The organism is Enterococcus sp. AZ063 (genome assembly GCF_051715045.1).
GTDB classification, from domain to species: Bacteria; Bacillota; Bacilli; order Lactobacillales; family Enterococcaceae; genus Enterococcus_D; species Enterococcus_D casseliflavus.
In genome coordinates this window covers 3,683,343-3,705,319 of record NZ_JBIOTA010000001.1, presented here as the reverse complement: position 1 = coordinate 3,705,319, position 21,977 = coordinate 3,683,343, and the positions used below count along the sequence as shown (strand labels likewise).

At 45.3% G+C, this 21,977-nt stretch carries 26 protein-coding genes and 1 riboswitch; of the genes, 22 read left to right on the top strand and 4 right to left on the bottom strand.

Annotated features, from left to right (window positions below):
- The first annotated feature begins 236 nt into the window (after positions 1-236).
- From IGK61_RS17385 to IGK61_RS17370, 4 genes are all read left to right on the top strand, one after another.
- A complete protein-coding gene (locus IGK61_RS17385) occupies positions 237-2,009 on the top strand; it encodes a PTS mannitol transporter subunit IICBA (RefSeq protein WP_074536328.1) in 1,773 nt (590 codons plus the stop codon).
- 15 nt (positions 2,010-2,024) lie between these two features.
- On the top strand, positions 2,025-2,462 hold the full coding sequence (locus IGK61_RS17380; protein ID WP_008381683.1) for a PTS sugar transporter subunit IIA: 438 nt from the start codon (positions 2,025-2,027) through the stop codon (positions 2,460-2,462).
- Between the two features lie 22 nt (positions 2,463-2,484).
- On the top strand, positions 2,485-3,633 hold the full coding sequence (locus tag IGK61_RS17375; RefSeq protein WP_074536327.1) for a mannitol-1-phosphate 5-dehydrogenase: 1,149 nt from the start codon (positions 2,485-2,487) through the stop codon (positions 3,631-3,633).
- 175 nt (positions 3,634-3,808) lie between these two features.
- On the top strand, positions 3,809-4,108 hold the full coding sequence (locus IGK61_RS17370; protein WP_074536325.1) for a hypothetical protein: 300 nt from the start codon (positions 3,809-3,811) through the stop codon (positions 4,106-4,108).
- Positions 4,109-4,243: 135 nt separating this feature from the next.
- On the opposite strand, the gene IGK61_RS17365 is transcribed toward IGK61_RS17370, so the two are convergent.
- Positions 4,244-4,756: a type 1 glutamine amidotransferase domain-containing protein gene (locus tag IGK61_RS17365; protein WP_010748853.1), complete on the bottom strand. Its 513-nt coding sequence runs from the start codon at positions 4,754-4,756 to the stop codon at positions 4,244-4,246.
- Positions 4,757-4,880: 124 nt separating this feature from the next.
- Between IGK61_RS17365 and IGK61_RS17360 the strand changes: the two genes are divergently transcribed.
- From IGK61_RS17360 to IGK61_RS17350, 3 genes are all read left to right on the top strand, one after another.
- Positions 4,881-5,432, top strand: coding sequence for a hypothetical protein (locus IGK61_RS17360; protein WP_074536324.1), 552 nt, complete (start codon positions 4,881-4,883; stop codon positions 5,430-5,432).
- Positions 5,433-5,613: 181 nt separating this feature from the next.
- The gene (locus IGK61_RS17355) at positions 5,614-6,048 is read left to right on the top strand and encodes a hypothetical protein (RefSeq protein ID WP_074536322.1); all 435 of its coding nucleotides are present in this window, start codon (positions 5,614-5,616) and stop codon (positions 6,046-6,048) included.
- A gap of 8 nt (positions 6,049-6,056) precedes the next feature.
- Complete coding sequence (locus tag IGK61_RS17350) at positions 6,057-6,812, top strand: DUF6681 family protein (protein ID WP_005230266.1); 756 nt, start codon at positions 6,057-6,059, stop codon at positions 6,810-6,812.
- 55 nt (positions 6,813-6,867) lie between these two features.
- On the opposite strand, the gene IGK61_RS17345 is transcribed toward IGK61_RS17350, so the two are convergent.
- Positions 6,868-7,275: an Hsp20/alpha crystallin family protein gene (locus tag IGK61_RS17345; RefSeq protein ID WP_010748856.1), complete on the bottom strand. Its 408-nt coding sequence runs from the start codon at positions 7,273-7,275 to the stop codon at positions 6,868-6,870.
- Between the two features lie 174 nt (positions 7,276-7,449).
- On the opposite strand from IGK61_RS17345, the gene ispE reads away from it, so the two are divergent.
- Positions 7,450-8,301: a 4-(cytidine 5'-diphospho)-2-C-methyl-D-erythritol kinase gene (gene ispE / locus IGK61_RS17340; RefSeq protein WP_034858541.1), complete on the top strand. Its 852-nt coding sequence runs from the start codon at positions 7,450-7,452 to the stop codon at positions 8,299-8,301.
- A gap of 182 nt (positions 8,302-8,483) precedes the next feature.
- Here ispE and IGK61_RS17335 read toward each other — a convergent pair whose 3' ends face one another.
- Positions 8,484-8,663 (bottom strand): hypothetical protein, encoded by a 180-nt coding sequence (locus IGK61_RS17335; protein ID WP_005230269.1) that lies wholly within the window; start codon positions 8,661-8,663, stop codon positions 8,484-8,486.
- Positions 8,664-8,968: 305 nt separating this feature from the next.
- Here IGK61_RS17335 and IGK61_RS17330 point away from each other — a divergent pair, with 305 nt between their 5' ends.
- The 7 genes from IGK61_RS17330 to thiT all read left to right on the top strand — a co-directional run bounded on the left by IGK61_RS17330 (position 8,969) and on the right by thiT (position 15,951).
- Positions 8,969-9,928, top strand: a complete 960-nt coding sequence (locus IGK61_RS17330; protein WP_074536321.1) for a metal ABC transporter substrate-binding protein — start codon at positions 8,969-8,971, stop codon at positions 9,926-9,928.
- 12 nt (positions 9,929-9,940) lie between these two features.
- Entirely contained in the window at positions 9,941-10,621 is a 681-nt protein-coding gene (locus tag IGK61_RS17325) for a metal ABC transporter ATP-binding protein (protein WP_005232967.1), read from the top strand.
- On the top strand, positions 10,594-11,424 hold the full coding sequence (locus tag IGK61_RS17320; protein ID WP_005230272.1) for a metal ABC transporter permease: 831 nt from the start codon (positions 10,594-10,596) through the stop codon (positions 11,422-11,424). Before IGK61_RS17325 ends, IGK61_RS17320 begins: the two co-directional genes overlap by 28 nt.
- A gap of 151 nt (positions 11,425-11,575) precedes the next feature.
- A complete protein-coding gene (purR, locus tag IGK61_RS17315) occupies positions 11,576-12,400 on the top strand; it encodes a pur operon repressor (RefSeq protein ID WP_005230273.1) in 825 nt (274 codons plus the stop codon).
- Between the two features lie 179 nt (positions 12,401-12,579).
- Complete coding sequence (gene glmU / locus IGK61_RS17310; RefSeq protein WP_074536319.1) at positions 12,580-13,953, top strand: bifunctional UDP-N-acetylglucosamine diphosphorylase/glucosamine-1-phosphate N-acetyltransferase GlmU; 1,374 nt, start codon at positions 12,580-12,582, stop codon at positions 13,951-13,953.
- Between the two features lie 115 nt (positions 13,954-14,068).
- Positions 14,069-15,043, top strand: coding sequence for a ribose-phosphate diphosphokinase (locus tag IGK61_RS17305; protein WP_005230276.1), 975 nt, complete (start codon positions 14,069-14,071; stop codon positions 15,041-15,043).
- A 181-nt stretch (positions 15,044-15,224) separates the two neighbouring features.
- Positions 15,225-15,326: riboswitch (TPP riboswitch) on the top strand.
- A gap of 52 nt (positions 15,327-15,378) precedes the next feature.
- Positions 15,379-15,951: an energy-coupled thiamine transporter ThiT gene (gene thiT, locus IGK61_RS17300; RefSeq protein ID WP_015510621.1), complete on the top strand. Its 573-nt coding sequence runs from the start codon at positions 15,379-15,381 to the stop codon at positions 15,949-15,951.
- 55 nt (positions 15,952-16,006) lie between these two features.
- Here the strand turns inward: thiT and IGK61_RS17295 are convergent, their stop codons facing one another.
- The gene (locus IGK61_RS17295; RefSeq protein WP_005230281.1) at positions 16,007-16,795 is read right to left on the bottom strand and encodes a hypothetical protein; all 789 of its coding nucleotides are present in this window, start codon (positions 16,793-16,795) and stop codon (positions 16,007-16,009) included.
- A gap of 231 nt (positions 16,796-17,026) precedes the next feature.
- Here IGK61_RS17295 and IGK61_RS17290 point away from each other — a divergent pair, with 231 nt between their 5' ends.
- From IGK61_RS17290 to rpoZ, 7 genes are all read left to right on the top strand, one after another.
- Positions 17,027-17,743 carry a class A sortase gene (locus IGK61_RS17290; RefSeq protein ID WP_167827262.1) on the top strand — a complete coding sequence of 239 codons (717 nt, stop codon included), beginning with the start codon at positions 17,027-17,029 and terminating at the stop codon, positions 17,741-17,743.
- Between the two features lie 75 nt (positions 17,744-17,818).
- The gene (locus tag IGK61_RS17285) at positions 17,819-19,483 is read left to right on the top strand and encodes a patatin-like phospholipase family protein (RefSeq protein WP_074536315.1); all 1,665 of its coding nucleotides are present in this window, start codon (positions 17,819-17,821) and stop codon (positions 19,481-19,483) included.
- A complete protein-coding gene (locus IGK61_RS17280; protein WP_005230288.1) occupies positions 19,476-19,691 on the top strand; it encodes a YdbC family protein in 216 nt (71 codons plus the stop codon). Before IGK61_RS17285 ends, IGK61_RS17280 begins: the two co-directional genes overlap by 8 nt.
- A 27-nt stretch (positions 19,692-19,718) precedes the next feature.
- A complete protein-coding gene (locus tag IGK61_RS17275; protein ID WP_074536314.1) occupies positions 19,719-20,603 on the top strand; it encodes a YicC/YloC family endoribonuclease in 885 nt (294 codons plus the stop codon).
- Positions 20,604-20,616: 13 nt separating this feature from the next.
- Complete coding sequence (locus tag IGK61_RS17270) at positions 20,617-20,898, top strand: hypothetical protein (protein ID WP_005230307.1); 282 nt, start codon at positions 20,617-20,619, stop codon at positions 20,896-20,898.
- A 124-nt stretch (positions 20,899-21,022) separates the two neighbouring features.
- Entirely contained in the window at positions 21,023-21,637 is a 615-nt protein-coding gene (gene gmk / locus IGK61_RS17265) for a guanylate kinase (RefSeq protein ID WP_005230308.1), read from the top strand.
- 5 nt (positions 21,638-21,642) lie between these two features.
- Positions 21,643-21,948, top strand: a complete 306-nt coding sequence (gene rpoZ / locus IGK61_RS17260; RefSeq protein ID WP_005232977.1) for a DNA-directed RNA polymerase subunit omega — start codon at positions 21,643-21,645, stop codon at positions 21,946-21,948.
- Positions 21,949-21,977 lie beyond the last annotated feature (29 nt).

Sequence of the window (21,977 nt, the reverse complement as noted above, 5' to 3'; positions counted from 1 at the left end):
TCTACCTTGTGTAGAAGGAGCGGGTACACTTTTTTTTTTTGCGTTTTGGCAAAATCCAAAAAAATGCTTCACGTGAAACATAACAAAAATAAGCGAGTGCAGGGGCTGCTCGCCTTTTTTTGTTCTATCCGTTTGGCTACAAGTTTTGGCACAGTTTTTTGTGCCAAAGTACGACTTTCGAGCTTTTTGGGAAGCGCCTACAATAAGGGTGTAAGCAGACGAGAGGAGAGAAAAAAATGGAACAGACACAAAAAGCAGCCAAATCATCAGTCAAAGCAAAAGTTCAAAAATTAGGCAGTACGTTGTCGAGTATGGTGATGCCGAATATCGGCGCATTGATTGCATGGGGTGTATTAACGGCATTATTTATTCCAGATGGGTATTTACCAAATGAAGCCTTTGCAACGATGGTCGGTCCAATGCTAACGTATTTGATCCCAATCTTGATCGGGTATACTGGCGGGAAAGTGATTGCTGGTGACCGCGGAGCCGTGGTTGGGGCGATCGCAACGATGGGGGTCATCGTCGGAACGGATATCCCAATGCTATTGGGTGCAATGATCATGGGTCCTTTAGGCGGTTGGGTCATCAAGAAATTTGACGAGATCTTCCAAGACAAAGTTCGCGCTGGCTTTGAAATGTTGGTCAACAACTTTTCATCAGGTTTGATCGGTTTTGCTTTAGCATTACTGGGCTTTGTAGCAATCGGGCCAGTTGTTAACACCTTGACAGAAGCAATGGCAGCAGGGGTCGAAGTAATCGTCAATGCCCACTTGATTCCATTAGCCAATATCTTTATTGAACCAGCAAAAATCTTATTCTTAAACAATGCTATCAACCATGGAATTTTGACACCATTAGGTACTGAGCAAGTCAGCGAATTTGGGAAATCGATCCTTTACTTATTAGAAGCCAATCCTGGACCTGGTTTAGGAGTCTTGCTAGCCTTCACTTTCTTCGGAAAAGGAGCAGCGAAATCTTCGGCACCTGGAGCGATCATCATTCACTTTATCGGTGGGATCCATGAGATCTACTTCCCATACGTCATGATGAAACCATTGATGTTCTTAGCAGTGATTGCCGGCGGTGTATCAGGAAGCTTTACCTTCCAATTGCTAGGTGCAGGCTTACGGGCACCTGCTTCACCAGGTTCGATCATTGCGATCTTAGCAATGACGCCATTCAACTCAGTGATGAGTGTCGTTTCTGTCTTAGCCGGAATTGCCGTAGGAGCAGGCGTGTCCTTTATCGTCGCTGCCGCGATCTTGAAAGCGGATGCGAAGGATACGGTGGATAATTTTGAAGAAAAAGTACAACAAACGCAAGCAGCAAAACTCAGCTCAAAAGGCTTGGCGGCTCAACCAATGACTGGCATCAATCGTATCATCTTCGCATGTGATGCAGGCATGGGCTCCAGTGCTATGGGGGCATCGATCTTACGTAAAAAAGTCAAAGAAGCGGGTCTTCCACAAAATGTCTCGAATTCCGCCATCAACAATTTGACGGACGATGCCAATACGCTGATCGTCACTCAAGAAGAATTGCAAGAACGTGCCAAACAAAAAGCGCCAAATGCGACCTTTGTCGCGGTTGAAAATTTCCTGAACTCTCCACGGTACGATGAAATCGTAGCCACATTGTCAGGGACTAAGACAGCGGGGGAGACAGCAAAAAAGTCTGAAGCAGGCAACCAGATAGATGTTCCTTCCGCCAATGACCTTAAGCAAGTCAGTGAAATCATTTTGGCCCACGATGATCGCAAAGGTTCGGCAACGATGGCTCAGAAAGTTTTCCAAGATCTTTTAGCCAAAGAAGCTCTGACGATGCCAATCAGAAAAAGCCATATCAATGATCTCCATGCCAACGCCTCTTCACTGGTGATCACAAAAGAAGCCCTAACGCCGCAAGCGCAAACGTCAGCGCCAGAAGCGATCCACCTATCTGTCAATAATTTGATGGGAACGACGAACTATCAACGGATCGTAGCATCGATCAAAGCAGCGAATTAAGAAAGGATGAGCCGAATGCAAGTATTAGAAAAAGACATGATTGAATTGAACAAACAATTTGCGACCAAAGAAGAAGCCATTCGTTACTGTGGTGAAAAATTGCTGGCGGCAGGCTGTGTGGAAGAAGAATACGTCGAAGCCATGCTTGAGCGTGACGAGATGCTCTCAGTCTATATGGGGAACTTTATTGCGATTCCTCACGGCACGGATGAAGCCAAAAAATACGTCAAAAAATCTGGTATCTGTATCGTGCAAGTACCTGATGGCGTGAATTTCGGTACCGCGGACGAAGAAAAAATCGTCACCGTCCTTTTCGGCATCGCGGGCAAAGGGGAAGATCACCTGCAATTGGTCCAACAAATCGCCCTCTTTTGCAGCGATATCGATAACGTTGTCGAATTGGCGGATGCCTTAGATAAAGAAGAAATCGCCCAAAGTTTGACCGTAGCATAAGGATTTAAGGAGGAGACAAGACATGAAGGCAGTTCACTTTGGTGCAGGTAATATTGGTCGCGGCTTTATCGGCGAGATATTGGCTGCCAACAACTTTGAAATCACATTTATTGATGTCAATGAAACGATCATTGACGCCTTAAAAGCAAGACAAGGGTATACCATCGAATTAGCCGATGAGACCCAAGAACAGATCCACATCGAGCATGTGACGGGATTGAACAATGCCAAAGAACCAGAAGCGGTGATCCAAGCGATCGCCGAGGCAGACATCCTTACGACTGCCATTGGTCCCAACATTTTGCCGCATATCGCTGAGCTGATCGCCAAAGGCTTAGAAGCACGTCAACAATACCCAGACAAGCCAGCCATTGATGTGATCGCCTGTGAGAACATGATCGGCGGATCGACCTTTTTAAAAAGCGAAGTGCAAAAATACGTTGCGGATTGGTCCGCGTTAGAAGCGACGGTTGGTTTTCCAGATGCAGCGGTGGACCGCATCGTACCGCTGCAACACCATGAAGATCCCTTATTCGTTCAAGTAGAACCTTTTTGCGAATGGGTGATCCAAGAGTCAGGGGTGAAATCCTCGATCCATCTGCAAGGGGTCCATTATGTGGCGGACCTGGAACCGTATATTGAACGGAAATTATTCAGTGTCAATACGGGTCATGCTACGGTAGCGTACACAGGCGCCCTCCAAGGCTATCAGACGATCGATGAAGCGATGCAGGACCATTTAGTGGTGATCCAATTAAAATCCGTTCTCGAAGAAACTGGGCGGCTTTTAATTGAGAAGTGGGCCTTTGATCCCGAAGAACATGAACGGTATATCGAAAAAATCATCCAACGCTTTAAAAACAAGCACATTTCCGATGCTATCACTCGGGTGGCACGGACACCTGTCCGCAAATTAGGGACCGAAGAACGCTTTATCCGACCAGTCCTTGAGTTAGAAAAACGCAACATGCAGCCAGATCATCTCTATGAAACGATCGGCATGATCTTCAACTACAAAGATCCGGAAGATGAGCAAAGCCAACAATTGCAAGCACTTTTGGATGAAAAATCACTACCGGAAGTCATTGCAGAAATCACTGGCTTACAAGATGAAGACATGATTGAAACGATCCGACAAAACATTGAAAAATATGCGTATGTTGCCGCATAAAAACGAGTAACACACAGAACAAGCAGATAAATTGCCGCATCCGTAAAAGCGAGCCCGACAAGCGAGCTTTTGCGGATGTGGCAATTTCTTTCAACGCTTGTTCTGTATTTTTTTGCTCACTGATTGACCTTTGTTGCTAACTTGACGATAATAAGAAAAGAAATGAGGGAGAGCGATGGAACGATGGTTTGAAGAAGCTCAGCTTCAAGTAATTGAGTTGCCGATCGAATGGCTGGAAAACCGCCCCGTCTATCGGGCCTTTATCCGTGAATTGCCGACGATCCAAGCAGAAGGAACTTCGCGGCAAGCTGTTTATCGGCAGTTGGCAGAAGCCTACGCGGCTTACCTTGCCCAACTTCGAGAGGCCAATGAGACACAGGAAGAAATGACGTCTTCCTTATTATCGACGGAAGAATTATTGCGCTACTATGATGGCGAGACTTTCGATGGTTTTGAGCTGCCCTCTGACGAGTAACGGGGAAAGAGCCATTCACTGAAAACTGAAAAGCTACGCAAGAAAAAACCGCTCAGCTGCAGCTCGATCGATACGAAGGATCGAACGCTGCAACTGGCGGCTTTTTTTCTCTAAGAAACCAAGTCTTATTCGTGGTTAGTTCAATGCCTCGGTAATGGCTTGATTGAAGGCATCTAGGTCATCTGGGTTTCGGCTGGTGATCAACCGATAGGTTTCGTCGATCACGACGGGCTCATCTTTGACGGTGGCCCCTGCGTAGGCTAAATCTGGTCGCACAGAATCATAAGCCGTCAAGGTCAAATCTTTCGTCAGTCCTGTTTGGATAAACAGTTGTGGGCCGTGGCAAATGGCAAAGACGGGACGATCAGATGTCAAAAAGTCTTTCGTCAATGACACATAGCGCTCATCGGTCCGTAATTGGTCAGGGGAGAAACCGCCTGGGATCAACAAAGCATCAAAACTTGCAGGATCGATCGTATCAATGGTCGCATCGACGGTAAATGTTCCACCTTGTTTGCCTTCGACGGTCTCGGCGCCTTCATTACTAATAACGACTACTTCGTGTCCAGCCGCTTCCAGTGCTTCTTTTGGTGACGTCAACTCAACATCTTCGACTAGATCAGTGACAATAACAGCAACTTTACTCATTCGATCTCCTCCTTATTACTTGATGAACAATTTGTTCACCTGCTATTATTTATGCTAACGAAGATTTTCGCTGTTGACAAATCATCTGTTTGTCCGCAGCTTGAAAAAGAAAGAAGGCAACGCCATGGCAACGATCCAACTATTTATCTCTGATACCCCCCTTTGCTTTGAAAAAGCGGAATTCACTTTTATGGAAGAAAGATTTGTCATCGAGAAACAGCAATTATTTGAAAAAGTTGATGCGGTGATGCATCAGGAGGTATCCTCGGCCTTGGTTTCATTGGTAGAAAAAGCCCTTTTGACGCTAGAAGCGATCGGGGAAGAAGAGGATTATTTCGACCTGCTTTATTTGACCTATGAGAATACCTGCCATTCCCTCAGCGGACAGCAATTACTCGCGCAGCCGTTTCCAGCTGTAGAAGCAGCCTTGCAGCCGGTCTTTGATGAGTTGGCAGAACCGATCGTAGAAAAGTTTTATGAGGAGCTGACCAATCAGCTAGAAGAAGTCGCTGATGATGAACTGTTTAGTTCTTATTATCTGGATGAAGAAGAAGCGGTGATCCAAATCGATGCCCCGATCCAACATGAAGAAGTGATCGCCTTGCCTACCCTTTTACGGGATTACCATGGCACGTTGCGGTTGACCTTTGAAAAGTTTTATGAATACCTTGTGTAGCGGCGGCAACTGCCGTCGTTGTTTTTTGTGAAAACAGTTACATGTTTAGATTTTTTTAAATCCTGCGACAGAAGCCTCTGGAATCTTGACCCTTTTGTCAGAAACGATTATAAAGGTAAGAAGAGGCTGAAGGAACCGAGGTTGCCAATGGGCAACATCGGGTAAGAAAAGGATGAGAATCATGCGAAAAGTCCCGCCTATTTTAAAACCAATTGCACTTTTAACGATATCAACGATCATTGCCACTGCCACCGGCGTGGTGAATTCAGGCAGCTACCGCCAACCAAGTCGTGCGACGGAAACGACAGAAACGACCGAACAAGCACCAAGTGAAAGCACACCCTCTTCGATGACTGAAGACAGTCAAAATCAGACACCTGCTAGCACGGACTCACAACCGACGAACGATGACCAGCAGACAACACCGTCATCCAGCAGTGAACCAGCAACACCAGCAACGACTCCGTCTTCTTCGGTGCCTGCAGAAACGACGCCATCAAGCGATGCCAATGTTTCACCAGCACCATCGGAAAACAATCAGGAAACACCTTCTTCAAGTGAAGAGACCACGCCAGATCCACAAGGGATCATGGATGAGAATCAAGGAAATGAGTAGGTGAGAAAATGACGCTTATTTTAGATTTAATCAACGGCATCCATAAATTTTTGGGCTATCTCGATATCAGTCCTAAATATTTGAACCGTGCCTATACCATCCTCAGTATCATTCCAACGGCGTATATTTTGCGGATCGTCTACGGGATGTTTGCGAACCAAAACTATTTTCAAGCGATCCTTTATACGGTCGGCTTTTTGGTCTTAGTCTACTTCTGGGTACTGAATATCTTCTATTATTTCTTAAACAAAAATATGAAGTTCGATGTCACTCAGGCCTTTGTCAAAGTTTTACCAGACGAAGTCTTCAATATTGAAGGAGAAACCATCAGCACCACCGACATTGATCGTTTGACGACTGAAAAAGCGGTGATCCATTTTGAAGAAGACTATCAGCTGGTATTGGCGAATCATTTGCAGACCTTGATCGCTCAAGAAGAATTGGCGATCAAACCGTCATCCAACGGCTTTACGATCCCGAAAAACACCTTGTATCCTTACTATTTTGTTAAACAGCAAGGGGAAAATGAGTACGCATTGCAGATCGGTACTAGCTACACGGAGATGACGAAAGTCGGCACGATCCAATGGACAGGCAAACAACCTTTAGAGCCAGTGGGTTTATTTATCACTGGCGGTGATTTTATCAAAAATGATGTGAAATACCATGAACCATACAGTTTGAAATTGTACGTCAAAAAAGAGATTTCTGAAGAAGAACCACAGACCTCAAGACAGGCGTATCGACGACAAGCACGCAAATAAGAAAAGCAGTCCTCTCAGAGCGTTCTCTGAAGGGACTGCCTTTTTGGTATCTCGGTTATTCGATCGGGATGTTTTTTGCGGGTGCATCTTTGTAGCTGGCTTTTGGTAACGTCAGGGTCAAAACGCCGTCTTCAAACACTGCTTTAATGGACTCGTCATCAATGTCTGTGATGGTGAAGGTCCGTTGATAGGCACTGCTAGAGCGTTCTTTGCGCAAATAATGTCCGAAATCATCCTCGGTTTCCGTGGTCTCTGTTTGAGCCGCTGAAATCGTCAGGGTGTTGTTGACGTAACTGACGCGGATGTTTTCTTTCTTGATGCCGGGTAAATCTGCTTGAACGAGATACTTGTCTTCGTACTCTTTAATGTCCGTATTCATTTGCCGTTCTTGCCAAAAACTGTTCATTAATTTGCCTAATAGTTCTTCGCCGCCTGCGAAATCTCTTGGAATCAAATTTGCCATGTGGTTCCCCCGCTTTCTTTTATCTATTGAGTTGGTACTTCTATTTTACGAGGAACCAAGCCAAAGGGCAACCAAAATGGCAACAATCATAAAAACAAGAGAAATCACTCAACTATCTTATAAGAATCTGCTATGATAGAACTAAATAACTATCAGATGATTGGATGAATGAAGATGGAGATTATTGAAAAAGCGCCAGCTAAGATCAACCTCGGTCTCGATGTGTTAGAGAAAAGAACAGACGGCTACCATGAGTTGGAAATGGTGATGTCTAGTGTTGATCTAGCCGACCGTCTGATAATGGAAGAGATAGCAGAAGATAAGATCATTATAGAAACCAACAAAGCCTTTTTGCCGATCGACAAACGCAATAATGTCTATCAAGCCGCCAGTATCTTAAAAAAACGCTACGGCATAAAAAAAGGCATCCGTATCCGCATCACCAAGAATATCCCGGTGGCAGCTGGGTTAGGTGGTGGCAGTACGGATTGTGCGGCAGCGCTGCGGGGGATGGTTCGCCTCTGGCATTTAGACCTTTCCATGGCAGAGCTGATCGATATTGGTATGGAAGTTGGCACTGATGTTCCCTATTGTCTGTATGGGACCACTTCCCATATTGCAGGAAAAGGGGAGCTGGTGACGCCGCTGCGGCCGATGCCGCAATGTTGGGTCATCTTAGTCAAACCTCGTCTGAGTGTTTCAACGGGGAAAATCTTTCAAGAAGTTGAGCTGGATCAACTGCACCATCCAGATATCGCAGCATTGTCGGCCGCCGTCTTAGCCGAAGATTATCCAGCAATGATCGCTGCCATGGGCAATAGCCTAGAAGCCATCACGATCCCGAAGTATCCGATCGTCCAACAGATCAAAGATCGCATGATGAAATACGGCGCAGATGTTGCCTTGATGACCGGCAGCGGACCGACTGTCTTTGCTCTTTGTCAAAAATATTCGCGGGCACAGCGGGTCTATAATGCCTTAAAAGGATTCTGCGATGAGGTTTATCTTGTACGTACATTGAAATGAATGAGTCAAGGACACAGGCAGGAAGTGCCTGTGTTTTTTTGCATTTTTTTCTATGAAAAACCAGTTCAATAGTAAAGAAAAAGGCAGCTGAAGTGGGGAAGGAAGAATTTAGAAGCTGCCCTACAGAAAAACCCCCGACGCAAATAAGGCGTCGGGGTCTGATTCTTAACGTAAAGCAAAGGCTATTCTTTTTGGTGCTGCTTCTTTGCGGATTTTTTCTTTTTGTCTTCTTCATACAATGGTTTGTCGATCGTTTTGCGGATTTCTTCGGTTTGCTGCGATGCAGGATCTTCTGGTAAGACGATTCGAGTCAACAAGTCGCTGTTGTTTACAGTTGGCGGCACAGTTACAAATTCGTTCATCTTCGTTTCCTCCAAATGCTTTTAGGTTATTATCCTACATACTCTCTAATTTTTCAAGCTGTTACAGCAGGGGCGCATGGCGAATGGTGTAAAATATGGCTAAGTTCCTGAGTGAAGAATCCGCTTCAAATGAACGTTTTCTCCTATGTTTTCCGATTTATCTCGAAATAAAAGTTTTAAATCGTAAAACGTACGATTTGTCTTGACGAACCGGAAATCATTTGATAGAGTAACTTTTGCTAACAAAACGGAGTTGTTCCGTTTTAAAATAAAAAGAAGAGCCAGCAAATGGAAGGGAAATCCCGATGAAAAAAATCTTACTTACTACAGCACTCCTTTTAGGGGGCGTGCTTCTTGGCGCTTGTGGGCAGCAAGAAGCGACAAGCCAATCGAGTGACACAGAGAAGCTGTCGATCGTCACGACGTTTTATCCAATGTACGAATTTACGAAAGAAGTCGTAGGCGACGCAGCAGAGGTCTCCTTGTTGATCCCTGCAGGAACCGAACCCCATGACTATGAGCCAAGTGCCAAAGATATGACCAAAATCATGGATGCAGATGCCTTTGTCTACAATAGTCCTGAGCTAGAAACTTGGGTCGCTAGTTTGACGGATTCCGTCGATCCTGAGCAAACAGCCGTGATCGAAGCGGCCAAAAACATTCAGTTGGTGGAAGGCACAGAGGAAGAGGATCATGACGCGCACGATCACGAAAGCGAAGACACCCATGAAGGCCATGATCATACGTACGATCCTCATGTTTGGACCGACCCAGTCTTAGCGATCCAAGAAGTAGAAACGATCCGCGATGACTTGATTGCGAAGTTTCCTGAGCAAAAGGCAACTTTCACGGAAAATGCAGCTGCCTATATCGAAAAGCTTTCTGCTCTAGATGAAGCCTACCAAGCGGCGTTAAAGGATGCGACCCAACGAACCTTCGTTACGCAGCACGCAGCCTTTGGCTATTTGGCACGGCAGTATGATTTAGTCGAAGAATCGATTTCGGGCATTTCACCCGATCAAGAACCAACGCCAAGTCGGTTGGCTGAGCTGAAAGAATATGTAGAAGAAAAACAAGTCAAAGTTATCTATTTTGAAGAAAACGCGTCATCGAAGGTGGCTGAGACCTTAGCGTCTGAAACAGGAGTGGAGCTGGCGGTCTTGAATCCATTAGAAAGCTTGACGCAAGAGCAGATGGATAACGGCGAAACATACCTGTCTGTAATGGAAGACAATTTGGCAGCATTACAAAAAAGTATTCACTAAGGAGGCGCCGGCGTGCGTTATATCGATGTAAAAGATTTGACCTTTTATTATGATGATGAGCCCGTCTTGGAAGACATTTCCTACTTTGTCGAAGACGGCGAATTCGTGATTTTGACTGGCGAAAATGGGGCGGCAAAATCTACTTTGATCAAAGCAACCCTTGGTTTGTTGAAACCTTCTAAAGGAGCAGTCACCTTGGCGACCAAAAATGCTGCTGGTGAAAAATTAAGCATCGGCTACATTCCTCAGCAGATTGCTTCCTTTAACGTCGGGTTCCCCAGCACCGTTTTGGAATTGGTCCAATCGGGCCGCTACCCAAGAGATCGCTGGTTCAAGCGCTTGACGAAACGAGACCATGAACATGTCCGCCGTGCATTAGATGCCGTCGGGATGTGGGACGTGCGTCATAAACGGATCGGCGAGTTGTCCGGTGGCCAAAAGCAGCGGATCAGCTTGGCACGGGTCTTTGCCACGGACCCTGATTTATTTATTTTAGATGAACCGACTACGGGGATGGATGAACAATCCCGCAATCTGTTTTATGAACTGCTACGGCACAATGCTCATGACCACGGCAAGTCGATTTTGATGATCACCCATGATCACGAAGATATCAAAGAATACGCGGACCGTCAGATCCGTTTAGTGCGGAAGGAGGATTCACCATGGCGTTGCTTTCATATGAATTCATGAGAAGAGCTTTTCTTGCGGCGATTTTTATTGCTGGTATCGCACCGATGCTGGGGGTCTTTCTAGTGATTCGGCGACAGTCATTGATGGCTGATACGCTGTCCCATGTCTCTTTAGCAGGGGTGGCACTGGGCTTCTTTCTAAATCTAAATCCGAGTTTGACGACGCTATTGATCGTAGTCATTGCCGCAATCATTTTGGAATACTTGCGAACACTGTACCGCAGTTATTCAGAGATCTCGATCGCCATTTTGATGTCTGGCGGCTTAGCGTTAGCCCTCGTCTTGATGAACCTTAGCGGGGGGAACTCCGCAACGAGTATCCAATCGTATTTGTTTGGGTCGATCGTTACGATCACACAAGAACAAGTCTGGATCTTAGGCTTTTTGTTTTTAGTCGTTTTTGCTTTATTCTTCTTATTCAAACGGCCCATGTACATTTTGACCTTTGATGAAGATACCGCTCATGTCGATGGCTTGCCTGTGCGAGTGATGTCGATGCTCTTTAATGTCTTGACGGGGGTGGCAATCGCCATGATGATCCCGATTGCGGGTGCATTGTTGATCTCTGCGATCATGGTTTTACCAGCTGCCATCAGTATGCGTTTAGGCAAGAGCTTCAATGCCGTGATTTTGATCAGTGTCGTGATCGGCATGATTGGGATGATGTCTGGTTTGACCAGTTCCTTTTATTTGGACACACCACCGGGAGCGACGATCACGCTGGTTTTTATCGCTCTTTTCTTAGTGATCAATTTGATCAAACGCATCGTGATCCTCGTCCAACGAAAACAACGCCTAAAATAAAGGGCTTTATGAAAAAGAAACGAAGAATTTTCGTTTCTTTTTTTTAAACTCTAATCAAAACCGAACAATATAAGCAATATTTTAGATAATGCTCGCTTTTATCCCGAAAAAGCCTTATAATAAGGCGAATAAACTAAAGGAGTTGTCCGGTGTGAAAATACGTCGAAGTGAACGACTGATCGATATGACACATTACTTGTTGAATCATCCCCATGAATTGATTTCATTGTCCTTCTTTTCTAAACGATATGCCTCTGCAAAATCATCGATTAGCGAAGATTTATCTATTATCAAAAAGACCTTTAAAGAACGAGGAACAGGCATTCTTGATACCGTGCCAGGCGCTGCTGGCGGTGTTTTTTTTGTGCCTGAAATTTCTGAAGAAGAAGCGTATGCGTACGTCGAAGGGCTGGCAGAACGCTTGTCTGAGCAAGACCGTTTGTTGCCTGGCGGCTATGTCTATCTATCTGACTTATTAGGCGAACCGGAATTGCTGCGCCAAGTCGGCCGCATCATCGCTTCCAAATATTTAGGCGAACAAATCGATGCGGTGATGACCGTTGCTACTAAAGGAGTGCCGATCGCTCAAGCAGTCTCTTACTACTTGAATGTTCCCTTCGTGATCGTGCGTCGTGATTCCAAGATCACTGAAGGCTCGACCGTGAGTGTCAATTATGTCTCTGGTTCTTCAGAGCGCATCGAAAAAATGGAATTATCCAAGCGCAGCTTAAAGCGCGGCTCTAGAGTATTGGTGGTCGATGACTTTATGAAAGGCGGCGGCACGGTCAATGGGATGAAGAGCTTGATTGAAGAATTTGAAGCCGAATTAGTCGGTATTACGGTTTTTGCCGAAACGAAATTCAAAGGCAAGCGGGCCATCAGCGATTACAGTTCTCTGCTGTATGTTGAAGATGTCGATACCCAGACCAAAACGATCTCGGTAGTACCGGGAAATTACTTTGAGAAAAAAGCCTGATTTTTTGTGGCTCTTAGACTGGCGCAAGCAGCTGTTTTTTAAACGGCGGCCGCCAGTCTTTTTTTTGATTGGTCTAGGTGGGGATTCCTTAAATCGTTGAAATTTACAAGTACTTGGGCTAAACTGTTTATAGGAAATTCAATGAACAAAAATCGTTCAGATTGATAGGAGTGGAATACGTGGACACACGTTTTGCAATAATTTTAGCGGCTGGAAAAGGCACGCGCATGAAATCGAAGTTATATAAAGTGTTACATCCTGTTTGTGGCAAACCAATGGTGGAGCACATCATGAATCGAGTGGTGGAAACAAATCCTGAAGAGATCGTGACGATCGTCGGTCACGGGGCAGAAATGGTCAAAGAGCAGCTGGGGGATCGCACCAACTATGCCTTACAAGCCGAACAATTGGGTACTGGCCATGCCGTCGTTCAAGCCGAATCGTTTTTAAAAGGCAAAAAAGGGACGACCTTAGTGATCAGTGGGGATACACCGTTATTGACGACGGAAACCTTGAATAACTTGTTCGATTACCACCAAGGGAAAAATGCGTCGGCGACGATCTTAACGGCGCAAGCGGCAGACCCAACAGGCTATGGCCGAATCGTGCGGGATCGTGTCGGTATCGTGGAGAAAATCGTTGAGCAAAAAGATGCGTCGATCGAAGAAGCGCTGATCCAAGAAATCAATACAGGGACGTATTGCTTCGATAATGAATTGTTATTTGACGCCTTGGCAAAATTAGATACGGACAATGCCCAAGGGGAGTACTACTTGACTGATATCATCGAGATCTTAAAGGAAGACGGCAAAATCATCGCTGCTTATCAAACCGAAGATTTTCATGAATCATTAGGAGTCAATGACCGCATCGCCTTAGCCGAAGCTAATCGCTTGATGCGTCAGCGGATCAATCGTCAGCACATGCAAAATGGCGTGACCTTGATCGATCCGGCAACGACTTATATCGACGAAGGTGTTGTGATCGGCTCAGATACTCTGATCGAAGCCGGTGTCACCATCAAAGGGAAGACGACGATCGGAGAAGACTGTGTCATTACGGCAGCTTCTGAAATAGAAGACAGCAAGATCGGCAACCAAGTGACGATCAAGGCATCGACGATCGAGGAGAGCATCATTCATGATGGCGCCGATGTCGGTCCCAATGCCCATCTTCGTCCCCATGCGGAAATTTTGGCCCATGCCCATATCGGGAACTTTGTGGAGGTCAAAAATGCGACGATTGGTGAAGGCACCAAAGTCGGACACTTGTCTTATGTTGGCGATGCGACCTTAGGCAAAAACATCAATGTCGGTTGCGGCGTAGTCTTTGTTAATTATGACGGCAAGAGCAAATTCAAAACGACTGTCGGCGACAATTGCTTTATCGGCTCTGGCTCCAATCTAGTTGCGCCATTGACCATCGAAGAGGAAACGATGATCGCTGCTGGCTCAACGATCACCAAAGATATTCCTAAACACAGTATGGCGATTGCCCGCGCCCGTCAGGAAAATAAAGCGGATTACGCGAAAAAGTTGCCTTATCTAAATTAGAAATAGCGAAATGACTTGATTTCTTAAGGAAAAATGACTACTATTTATTAGGAAGAAGATTCTAGTAAAAGGAGTCATTTTTTTCTAGATGAACGCAAAGAAAGTGGAGGTTCTCATGTCAAATCATTATTTTGATCCAAGATTGAAGATTTTTTCTCTGAACTCAAATCGTCCTTTGGCGGAAAAAATCGCAGCTGCAGTAGGTGTTGAATTAGGTAAGTGTTCAGTCAAACAATTTAGCGATGGTGAAATCCAAGTGAATATTGAAGAAAGTATTCGTGGTGCCCACGTCTACGTGATTCAATCAACCAGCAGCCCTGTAAACGATAACTTAATGGAATTGCTGATCATGATCGATGCTTTGAAGCGCGCCAGTGCGAAGACGATCAATGTAGTAATGCCTTATTATGGTTATGCAAGACAAGACCGCAAAGCGCGATCAAGAGAACCAATCACCGCAAAACTTGTAGCAAACATGATCGAAAAAGCCGGTGCGAACCGCATGGTTACACTGGATTTGCATGCCTCACAGATTCAAGGGTTCTTTGATATCCCAGTTGACCACTTGATGGGTGCACCATTGATCGCCAACTACTTCTTGGAAAGAGGCATTCAAGGCGATGACGTCGTCGTCGTTTCACCAGACCACGGGGGCGTGACTCGTGCCCGTAAATTAGCTGAGTTTCTTAAGTCACCAATCGCGATCATCGACAAACGTCGTCCGAAAGCCAACGTAGCAGAAGTCATGAATATCATTGGTCATGTTGAAGGCAAAACTTGTGTCTTGATCGACGATATGATTGATACTGCTGGTACCATCACATTGGCTGCGAATGCGTTGAAACAAGCAGGTGCTAAAAGTGTTTACGCCTCATGTACCCACCCTGTCTTGTCAGGACCTGCCTTGGAACGGATCGAAGATTCTGCCATTGAGCATCTAGTTGTGACAGATTCGATTCACTTGCCAGAAGACCGCAAGTCGAAAAAAATCGATGAGATCAGTGTCGGTGCCTTGATGGGCGAAGCGATCAAACGAATCCATGAGAACAAACCAGTCAGTCCACTGTTTGAATCAAAATTATCAATTTAATCGTGTCTCATAAGCATGAGAACAACAGCCAATGGTCGGTCTTTAGTCGCTCATTGGCTGTTTTTTTCTGAGGAGTTTCAGGATGTTTTTAGAAAAAACGATCGCAGTCATGTTTCTTTTCACCAATTTATGGTATTCTTGAAAGTGACTTGCGAAATGCAAGCAAAAAATAAAATAGAATCTAATCACAAAGGGGAGTCTGCAAAGGCTGAGAATGAGAGTACTCTAAACCCTTCGTACCTGTTTCGATCATGCGAACGTAGGAATTGTGACGAGTTGAAGTGTCCAACACTTCTCCTTTGTGAATTGTGATGATTCTAAAGGAGGAGTTTTTTTTGAAACGAAAAATGTCGCTGCAGGTCTGGACGGAAGGAACGATGATCGCTGCGATTGGGGTCGTCTTGTCGTATATCCCGATCCAGACAGCCAATTCCAGTATCGACTTGTCTCTAGGTCTCGTGCCCTTGGTCTTGTATTCGTATCGTCGCGGGGTGCTGCCGGGAATGACGGCTGGATTTATGTGGGGCTTGCTGAATATTTTGATTGGTAGCGCCATGCGTAACTTTATCACCGTTCCACAGATTATCTTTGAATACCCCTTTGCCTTTGCTTTTGGCGGGATGGGCGGCTTGTTTGCTAATAAAATCCAGCAAGCGATCCGTCAAAACAGCAAAACCGTTACGTGGTATGTCGTCTTAGGGGGCATCGTGGCGGTGATCAGCCGTTGGTTTTGGCATTATTGGGCTGGGGTCTTTGTCTGGGGAATGTACGCACCGCCAGGACAAAGTCCGTATCTGTATTCCTTGATCTTTAATGGATCATCGGTCATTATCAATATCGTTTATGTAGGGGTCGTCCTAGGTCTCTTAGTCAAGGCAGCCCCGAAATTATTTGTCCCGAAAGCTTAGTTTTAGAAATGGAACCATCAAAAAATGTCTTGATGCTCTTTGAGAAAGAGAAGCATCAAGACATTTTTTTGTCGATAAAGCCAAACGCTAGATCTTCTTGGTCGATTTCCAACGACCAGCTTTTTTTGCTGGCTGAATAGCGTAAAACAGCGATTTGATCCAGCTCTTTTTGATTGACCAGCGTGTTTTTTAAGCCAGCATCTTCTGACAGATAGATCGGGATCGTATAGGTTCTGTCGATCAATTGTTCTTGTGTTAGACAAAAGACGATGCCTTCTTGCATGATTCCCCGCAATTCTTTCAGCAAATTAAAATCGAGCTTTTCCACCGGTGTTGCTTTTTTAAAAAAGGAGAGGCGATCATTGATTTTTTCTAAGACGATGCGGGTGATCCGATCCGCCAAGATCCGATAATATTCATCTAAATAGCGATAATAAACGCGGGAACGTGCATCTTTTAAGTCAAAGAAAACAAAGTTATTTTGCAGTTTGTAAAAGAAAGGGGAGTGGAGGTGTGTCTTCATGTGGCCAAAATATAACAACTCGGAGATCTCTAAAGGCGTCAATTCTTTGACCATCTCGTAATCATTAAAATCGATCCACTTCATTTCTTCGGCAACACGACCTTTGTTGATCTGCTGAAAAAACAGTTGGACGTCTTCCATTCCGCGTATCACTTTTAAGCCCGTATGACCGTCGAATTCGCCGAAATCACTGGAAGGATCAAGCAAGAGCAAATTCTTGGGCTGATGGACGATGCTCTTGTTAAAATCTTGGGGGGCAAGCCCGCGGGTCAAGACGGCATTGCTGGTTGTATCAATATGTACGTAAATCGTGTTAGACATGCCGATCGATCCCTCCTATATACTAAGTTCATTCTACAACAAAGCGCTGAAAATTGCTTGTATCTTTTCGTTTAAAGTTATATTACAAAATAACAGAAAAAACAATTTTTAAGTTCCCTTTTTCGACAAAAAAAGGCAAATCTTGTCTTTTCGTAAAAAAAATGGCCAAAATTGGCGTCTTTATGAGGATTTTGGTATGATAAAAGAAGAAACTAATGGAGACGAAAACCTATGAGAAAAAAGAAACGCAGACTTTCGAATTGGCTGAGCAATCTCTTTTTGCTTTTGCTGTTATTGATTGGTTTAGCATTGATTTTTAATAATCAAATCAAAAATTATTTTATTAAACAAACGGGTGAAGCTTACGCAGTCGGCACCATTGATCGCAGTGATGTGGAAAAAAATATGGAAGCGGAAGCGACCTTTGATTTTGATGCCGTGGAGCCGGCGAGTTCAGAAGCAGTCTTACGGGCGCAGCTGAGCAACAAAGCCTTGCCAGTGATCGGCGGCGTGGCGGTTCCTAGTGTGGGGATCAATCTGCCGATTTTTAAAGGCTTGGCCAACGAGGCCTTGCTGTATGGTGCTGGTACGTTAAGTCCCACCCAAAAAATGGGGGAAGGCAATTACGCACTAGCCAGCCATCGCGCTCAATCGCCAGAGCTTTTGTTTACGCCATTGGATGATGTCGCCATCGGAGCGGCTATCTATGTGACCGATCTGGAAAATATTTACACGTATACCGCGACTTCTTCTGTGCGGGTCGACCCGACCGATGTCTATTTGCTTGACGAAGTGGAAGACCGTAAAATGATCACGCTGATCACCTGTGGGGAAATGGGCGGTGTCACCCGTCGTGTGATCCAAGGTGATCTGGAATCTGTAACGCCTGTCGACGAAGCAACGGATGAGATGCTGGCGGCATTCAACATGGCACAACGAACATTTTAATCAAAAGAATAGCTCGAGTGGTACGGCAGCTGGCGTGTCATTCGTCTATTCTTTTTTGCTTGAGGAGGCGTCTTGATGAAAGTGAAAAAACTGACTTCGATCGATTTTCTTGCACAAAGGGCAGGATTTCAAGAAAGCCGACTCGTCTTTTCCTTTTTTGAGTCGCATTCAAAAGCGCGACGAGCCTTTCTAGCCGATATAGCTCAGCAGGGCTGGCAGATCGACAGCCGTTACGGACGTTTTTACCTTGCTGGGCAGTTTGATTTTGACCAAAAGACACTGACTATCACCAATCTGCTGGTGGAAGCAGCCGCCGATTTTACTTGGAAACAACTGCTAGCCGTGACAGAAAGCTTTGCCCGCAGTCGTTTTGTAGCAGCTGTCTCGTGGCAACTTCCTCATCGAACCCCCTTGGCTGAGTGGTTTATCCAGCAAGGGTATCAGGTGGTCCCTCAAGGGTATCAAAGAGCGCTAGCTTATCAGACGGCGCTGGTTTTAGGCGGTGGCGGTGCTCACGGGGCGTATCAAATTGGTGTTTGGCAAGCGCTGCAAGAACGGGGCATCACCTTTGAATGGATCACGGGAACTTCCGTCGGTGCCTTGAATGGCGCCTTGATTTTAATGAACGATGTGGAAGCGGCCGTCGATTTATGGGCAAATATCTCTAACGAGCAAGTATTGCACTATCCGCTTGCTTCGGTACGTGCCCAAACATTGCGAGATTTGATGAATCAAGCCAATTCGCTGGTCCGCGAAGCGGTCAAAAGCAACGGTGCCAGTACCGAACCGTTGGCAAAGCTTTTGCAAAAGACCTTTGATCAAGAAAAATTCAGCCAAACTGCTTGTCGCTTGCTGATCTGTACGACTCGTCTGCCCGATTTCAAGGAGACGGTTTATGCCTTTGATCCATCCGCAGTAGAGGAAAATCTGCATTGGTTGTTGGCATCCGCTTCATTTTATCCAGCGATGCAGGCGCAAAAAATTAACGACGCTTATTACATCGATGGCGGCTATCGCAACAACCTGCCCATCGATGTCGCTGTCCAGCAAGGGGCAACGGAATGTATCACCGTGGATGTCCAAGGACCTGGCATCAATAAAAGGACGGTTGTGACGGAAGAAACCGCGCAGCTTTCGTTGGGGTCTCCTTGGTCCTTAGGCAGCTTTTTGGTTTTTGATGCCCAGCGTTCGCTGGATAATATGACCTTAGGCTATTTGGAAACCTTGAAAGTGTTCGGCAAATACCAAGGCCATTGGTATACCTTTGAAAGGACGGTTGATTTTCAGCCGTTATGGCGGGGCTTTTTGAAAGAGCTGCGCCAGACAGACCCGCTGCTTTATCAGGAACTAAAGAAAAAAGAATTTTGGAAAAAAATGCGTAAATTCTATCAACAGGATGTGCCATTTGAGCAGTGGGGGCGTATACTGATAGAGTGTACCGCGAAAGTATTGTATCTAGCGCCTACAGTGATTTATGAGCAGGAAACGATTCTAACGGCTTTAGCTGAAAAAATTGCGCTAAAGGCAGTGGAAGAAGCCGATGCCTGGTCGATCACCGAGTGGCTGAGCTATTATCGCGACCGTTTTTTTGTCTTGTCCGAGCAAAATCGCTTTTTCTTTTTTTATCGGACGCAGCAATTGAATCTGCCCGCCCTTCAGCAGATTCGTCGGCGTTACCCACTGACTGCTTTAATGGCAGCGTATAGTCACTATCTTTTGAAAGGAGCAGAAAATGGATAAATTTTCGTATGAAATCGTTGAAGAGATCGCCGTGCTTTCGGAAAATCAAAGAGGCTGGCGCAAAGAATTAAATTTGGTGAGCTGGAATGGGCGTCCGCCAAAATTTGATCTGAGAGATTGGGGCCCAGAGCACGAGAAGATGGGCAAAGGCGTGACCTTATCCAATGAAGAATTTGCAGAACTTAAAAAAGCCCTGCTTTCCATGTAAGAAAGCAAAGCGGTGAGGAGTGATCAAATGAAAAGTATGACTGGTTTTGGCAAAGGCAGTGCAGAAACGCCAGATGTGCAGATCGAAATTGAGATCAAAAGTGTCAATCAGCGCTTTTTGGACCTGCAGCTGCGAATGCCCAAACAATTGAATCCTCTAGAAGGTGCTTTACGGCAGTCGATCAAGCAGACCCTCCAGCGAGGACGAATCGAATTGTATGTGACGTTAAAAGAAAAAACCGCAAATACGAAACAGATCGAGATCCAATGGGACTTGCTGGAACGTTTCATGCAGGAAATCGATACCGAAGCCAAAGACCGTTTTGACCTAGCAGAGCTGCCAAAAGCAGCATTGCTAGAACAATTCCTGCTCCATGAGGCCTTTCTAACGATCTCGGATCAAGAGCCAGAAGAAAGCACCTTGGCCGATGGCGTGATGGAAGCATTAGATCAAGCGCTGGCAGCGATCGATCAAAGCCGCTGGGTGGAAGGGCAAGGTATTTTGCTGATCTTGCAAGAAAACCAGCGACAGCTGCAGGAAAAGCTGACAGAACTCAAACAATTCGTGGCCCTCTATGAGGCGGACTACCAAGAACGCTTTGAAAAGAAACTGACTGCTTATTTAGGGGAAGAAGTCGATCGCGATCGTTTACTGACAGAGTTAGCGATTTTATTAGAACGCGGCGATATCCACGAAGAACTGGATCGTTTAAGTATCCATTTAACGACGATGACGGAGCTGCTGGCAGCTGAGACACCGATAGGTCGAGAGCTGGATTTCTTGATCCAAGAGATGAACCGAGAAGTCAATACGATTGGCTCAAAATCAAGTCCGATCCAAATCAAAAACAGTGTCGTCCAAATGAAGACGATCATTGAAAAAATCAGAGAACAAGTTCAAAACATCGAGTAGGAGGAATGAACCAATGAAATATTACGATATCACCTTTCACGAACTAAGCGGAAAAAATGTCATCAAGCGCAGTATTCCTTCTGACAAAGAGAATTTCTCTGCGTGGGAAGATGCTTGCGTAGCCATCGAGCCAGATTTTCTCCATCTATTAGTTGATGGCGTAGCTGTTTCTTTAAATCGTCGGTACATCGTACGTATCGATTGCCAAGAAGTGACGGATCCTACTGAAAAAGCGATCACCGCTAAAGACGAATTGGCAGGGGTCATCAATACCTTAAGCAACATGGGCTTTTAAGAAAGCGGCCAAAGTGTAGACTAGCAATTTCATGAAATTCCCATTATAATAAAGTAGTTCTTGAAAGTTGCTGAAAAAAAGTGCAAAATAGACGTTAAGCAAATGTCAGTGAAAGGACGTCATTATGTCAGAGCGAGGATTACTTATAGTTTTATCAGGACCTTCCGGAGTAGGGAAAGGGACCGTGCGCAAAGCAATTTTTGAGAGTGACGACAACGATTTTCAATATTCCGTTTCAATGACCACTCGTCAAAAACGCGAGGGGGAAGTGGAAGGGGTCGATTACTATTTCCGCACGCGTGAAGAATTTGAAGCCTTGATCGAAGCCGGTGAAATGCTGGAATACGCCGAATATGTCGGCAATTATTATGGAACCCCATTATCTTATGTCCAACAGACACTGGATCAAGGAAAAGATGTGTTTTTAGAGATCGAAGTGCAAGGGGCAAAACAAGTAAAAGACAAAGTTCCCGATGGTGTGTTTATTTTTCTGACGCCACCTGATCTGGCAGAATTACGCTCTCGTATTACAGGAAGAGGAACCGACTCTGCCGAAGTGATCGATGAACGGATGCGTGTCGCCCGTGAAGAAATCGAAATGATGGCTTTGTATGATTATGCCGTTGTCAATGATGAAGTACCTAAGGCAGTCCAACGAATTCGCGAAATTATTTCGAGTGAACATTTTCGCGTTGACCGAGTGATCGGAACCTATATCAAAATGTTAGAGGAGCTGTAAGAAATATGATGTTAAAACCTTCAATCGATTCTTTGTTGGATCGTGTCAATTCAAAATATTCATTAGTGATCTTAGCAAGCAAACGGGCGCATGAACTTGATGCCGGTGCGCAAGCAACACTAGAAAACTTTGATTCAGTGAAAAGCGTGGGTCAAGCACTTGAAGAAATCGAAGCGGAATTAGTCGTTAATGATCCGCATCCAGAAATCAAGCGTGCCCGCTTGAAAATGGAACAAGAAGAGCGCAAAGCGCAAAAAGACCAAGAACAAAAAGAATTAGAAGCGCGTATCCGCGACGAACAAAAGCTATAGACAAAAGCAAGCTAGAGCACGCCTGTGTT

What these genes read in the sequence shown, in the direction of transcription:
- IGK61_RS17385 (WP_074536328.1), top strand. Translation starts at nt 237, where the DNA reads ATGGAACAGACACAAAAAGCAGCCAAATCATCAGTCAAAGCAAAAGTT.
- IGK61_RS17380 (WP_008381683.1), top strand. Translation starts at nt 2,025, where the DNA reads ATGCAAGTATTAGAAAAAGACATGATTGAATTGAACAAACAATTTGCG.
- IGK61_RS17375 (WP_074536327.1), top strand. Translation starts at nt 2,485, where the DNA reads ATGAAGGCAGTTCACTTTGGTGCAGGTAATATTGGTCGCGGCTTTATC.
- IGK61_RS17370 (WP_074536325.1), top strand. Translation starts at nt 3,809, where the DNA reads ATGGAACGATGGTTTGAAGAAGCTCAGCTTCAAGTAATTGAGTTGCCG.
- IGK61_RS17365 (WP_010748853.1), bottom strand. Translation starts at nt 4,756, where the DNA reads ATGAGTAAAGTTGCTGTTATTGTCACTGATCTAGTCGAAGATGTTGAG.
- IGK61_RS17360 (WP_074536324.1), top strand. Translation starts at nt 4,881, where the DNA reads ATGGCAACGATCCAACTATTTATCTCTGATACCCCCCTTTGCTTTGAA.
- IGK61_RS17355 (WP_074536322.1), top strand. Translation starts at nt 5,614, where the DNA reads ATGCGAAAAGTCCCGCCTATTTTAAAACCAATTGCACTTTTAACGATA.
- IGK61_RS17350 (WP_005230266.1), top strand. Translation starts at nt 6,057, where the DNA reads ATGACGCTTATTTTAGATTTAATCAACGGCATCCATAAATTTTTGGGC.
- IGK61_RS17345 (WP_010748856.1), bottom strand. Translation starts at nt 7,275, where the DNA reads ATGGCAAATTTGATTCCAAGAGATTTCGCAGGCGGCGAAGAACTATTA.
- ispE (WP_034858541.1), top strand. Translation starts at nt 7,450, where the DNA reads ATGGAGATTATTGAAAAAGCGCCAGCTAAGATCAACCTCGGTCTCGAT.
- IGK61_RS17335 (WP_005230269.1), bottom strand. Translation starts at nt 8,663, where the DNA reads ATGAACGAATTTGTAACTGTGCCGCCAACTGTAAACAACAGCGACTTG.
- IGK61_RS17330 (WP_074536321.1), top strand. Translation starts at nt 8,969, where the DNA reads ATGAAAAAAATCTTACTTACTACAGCACTCCTTTTAGGGGGCGTGCTT.
- IGK61_RS17320 (WP_005230272.1), top strand. Translation starts at nt 10,594, where the DNA reads ATGGCGTTGCTTTCATATGAATTCATGAGAAGAGCTTTTCTTGCGGCG.
- IGK61_RS17305 (WP_005230276.1), top strand. Translation starts at nt 14,069, where the DNA reads ATGTCAAATCATTATTTTGATCCAAGATTGAAGATTTTTTCTCTGAAC.
- IGK61_RS17295 (WP_005230281.1), bottom strand. Translation starts at nt 16,795, where the DNA reads ATGTCTAACACGATTTACGTACATATTGATACAACCAGCAATGCCGTC.
- IGK61_RS17290 (WP_167827262.1), top strand. Translation starts at nt 17,027, where the DNA reads ATGAGAAAAAAGAAACGCAGACTTTCGAATTGGCTGAGCAATCTCTTT.
- IGK61_RS17285 (WP_074536315.1), top strand. Translation starts at nt 17,819, where the DNA reads ATGAAAGTGAAAAAACTGACTTCGATCGATTTTCTTGCACAAAGGGCA.
- IGK61_RS17280 (WP_005230288.1), top strand. Translation starts at nt 19,476, where the DNA reads ATGGATAAATTTTCGTATGAAATCGTTGAAGAGATCGCCGTGCTTTCG.
- IGK61_RS17275 (WP_074536314.1), top strand. Translation starts at nt 19,719, where the DNA reads ATGAAAAGTATGACTGGTTTTGGCAAAGGCAGTGCAGAAACGCCAGAT.
- IGK61_RS17270 (WP_005230307.1), top strand. Translation starts at nt 20,617, where the DNA reads ATGAAATATTACGATATCACCTTTCACGAACTAAGCGGAAAAAATGTC.
- gmk (WP_005230308.1), top strand. Translation starts at nt 21,023, where the DNA reads ATGTCAGAGCGAGGATTACTTATAGTTTTATCAGGACCTTCCGGAGTA.
- rpoZ (WP_005232977.1), top strand. Translation starts at nt 21,643, where the DNA reads ATGATGTTAAAACCTTCAATCGATTCTTTGTTGGATCGTGTCAATTCA.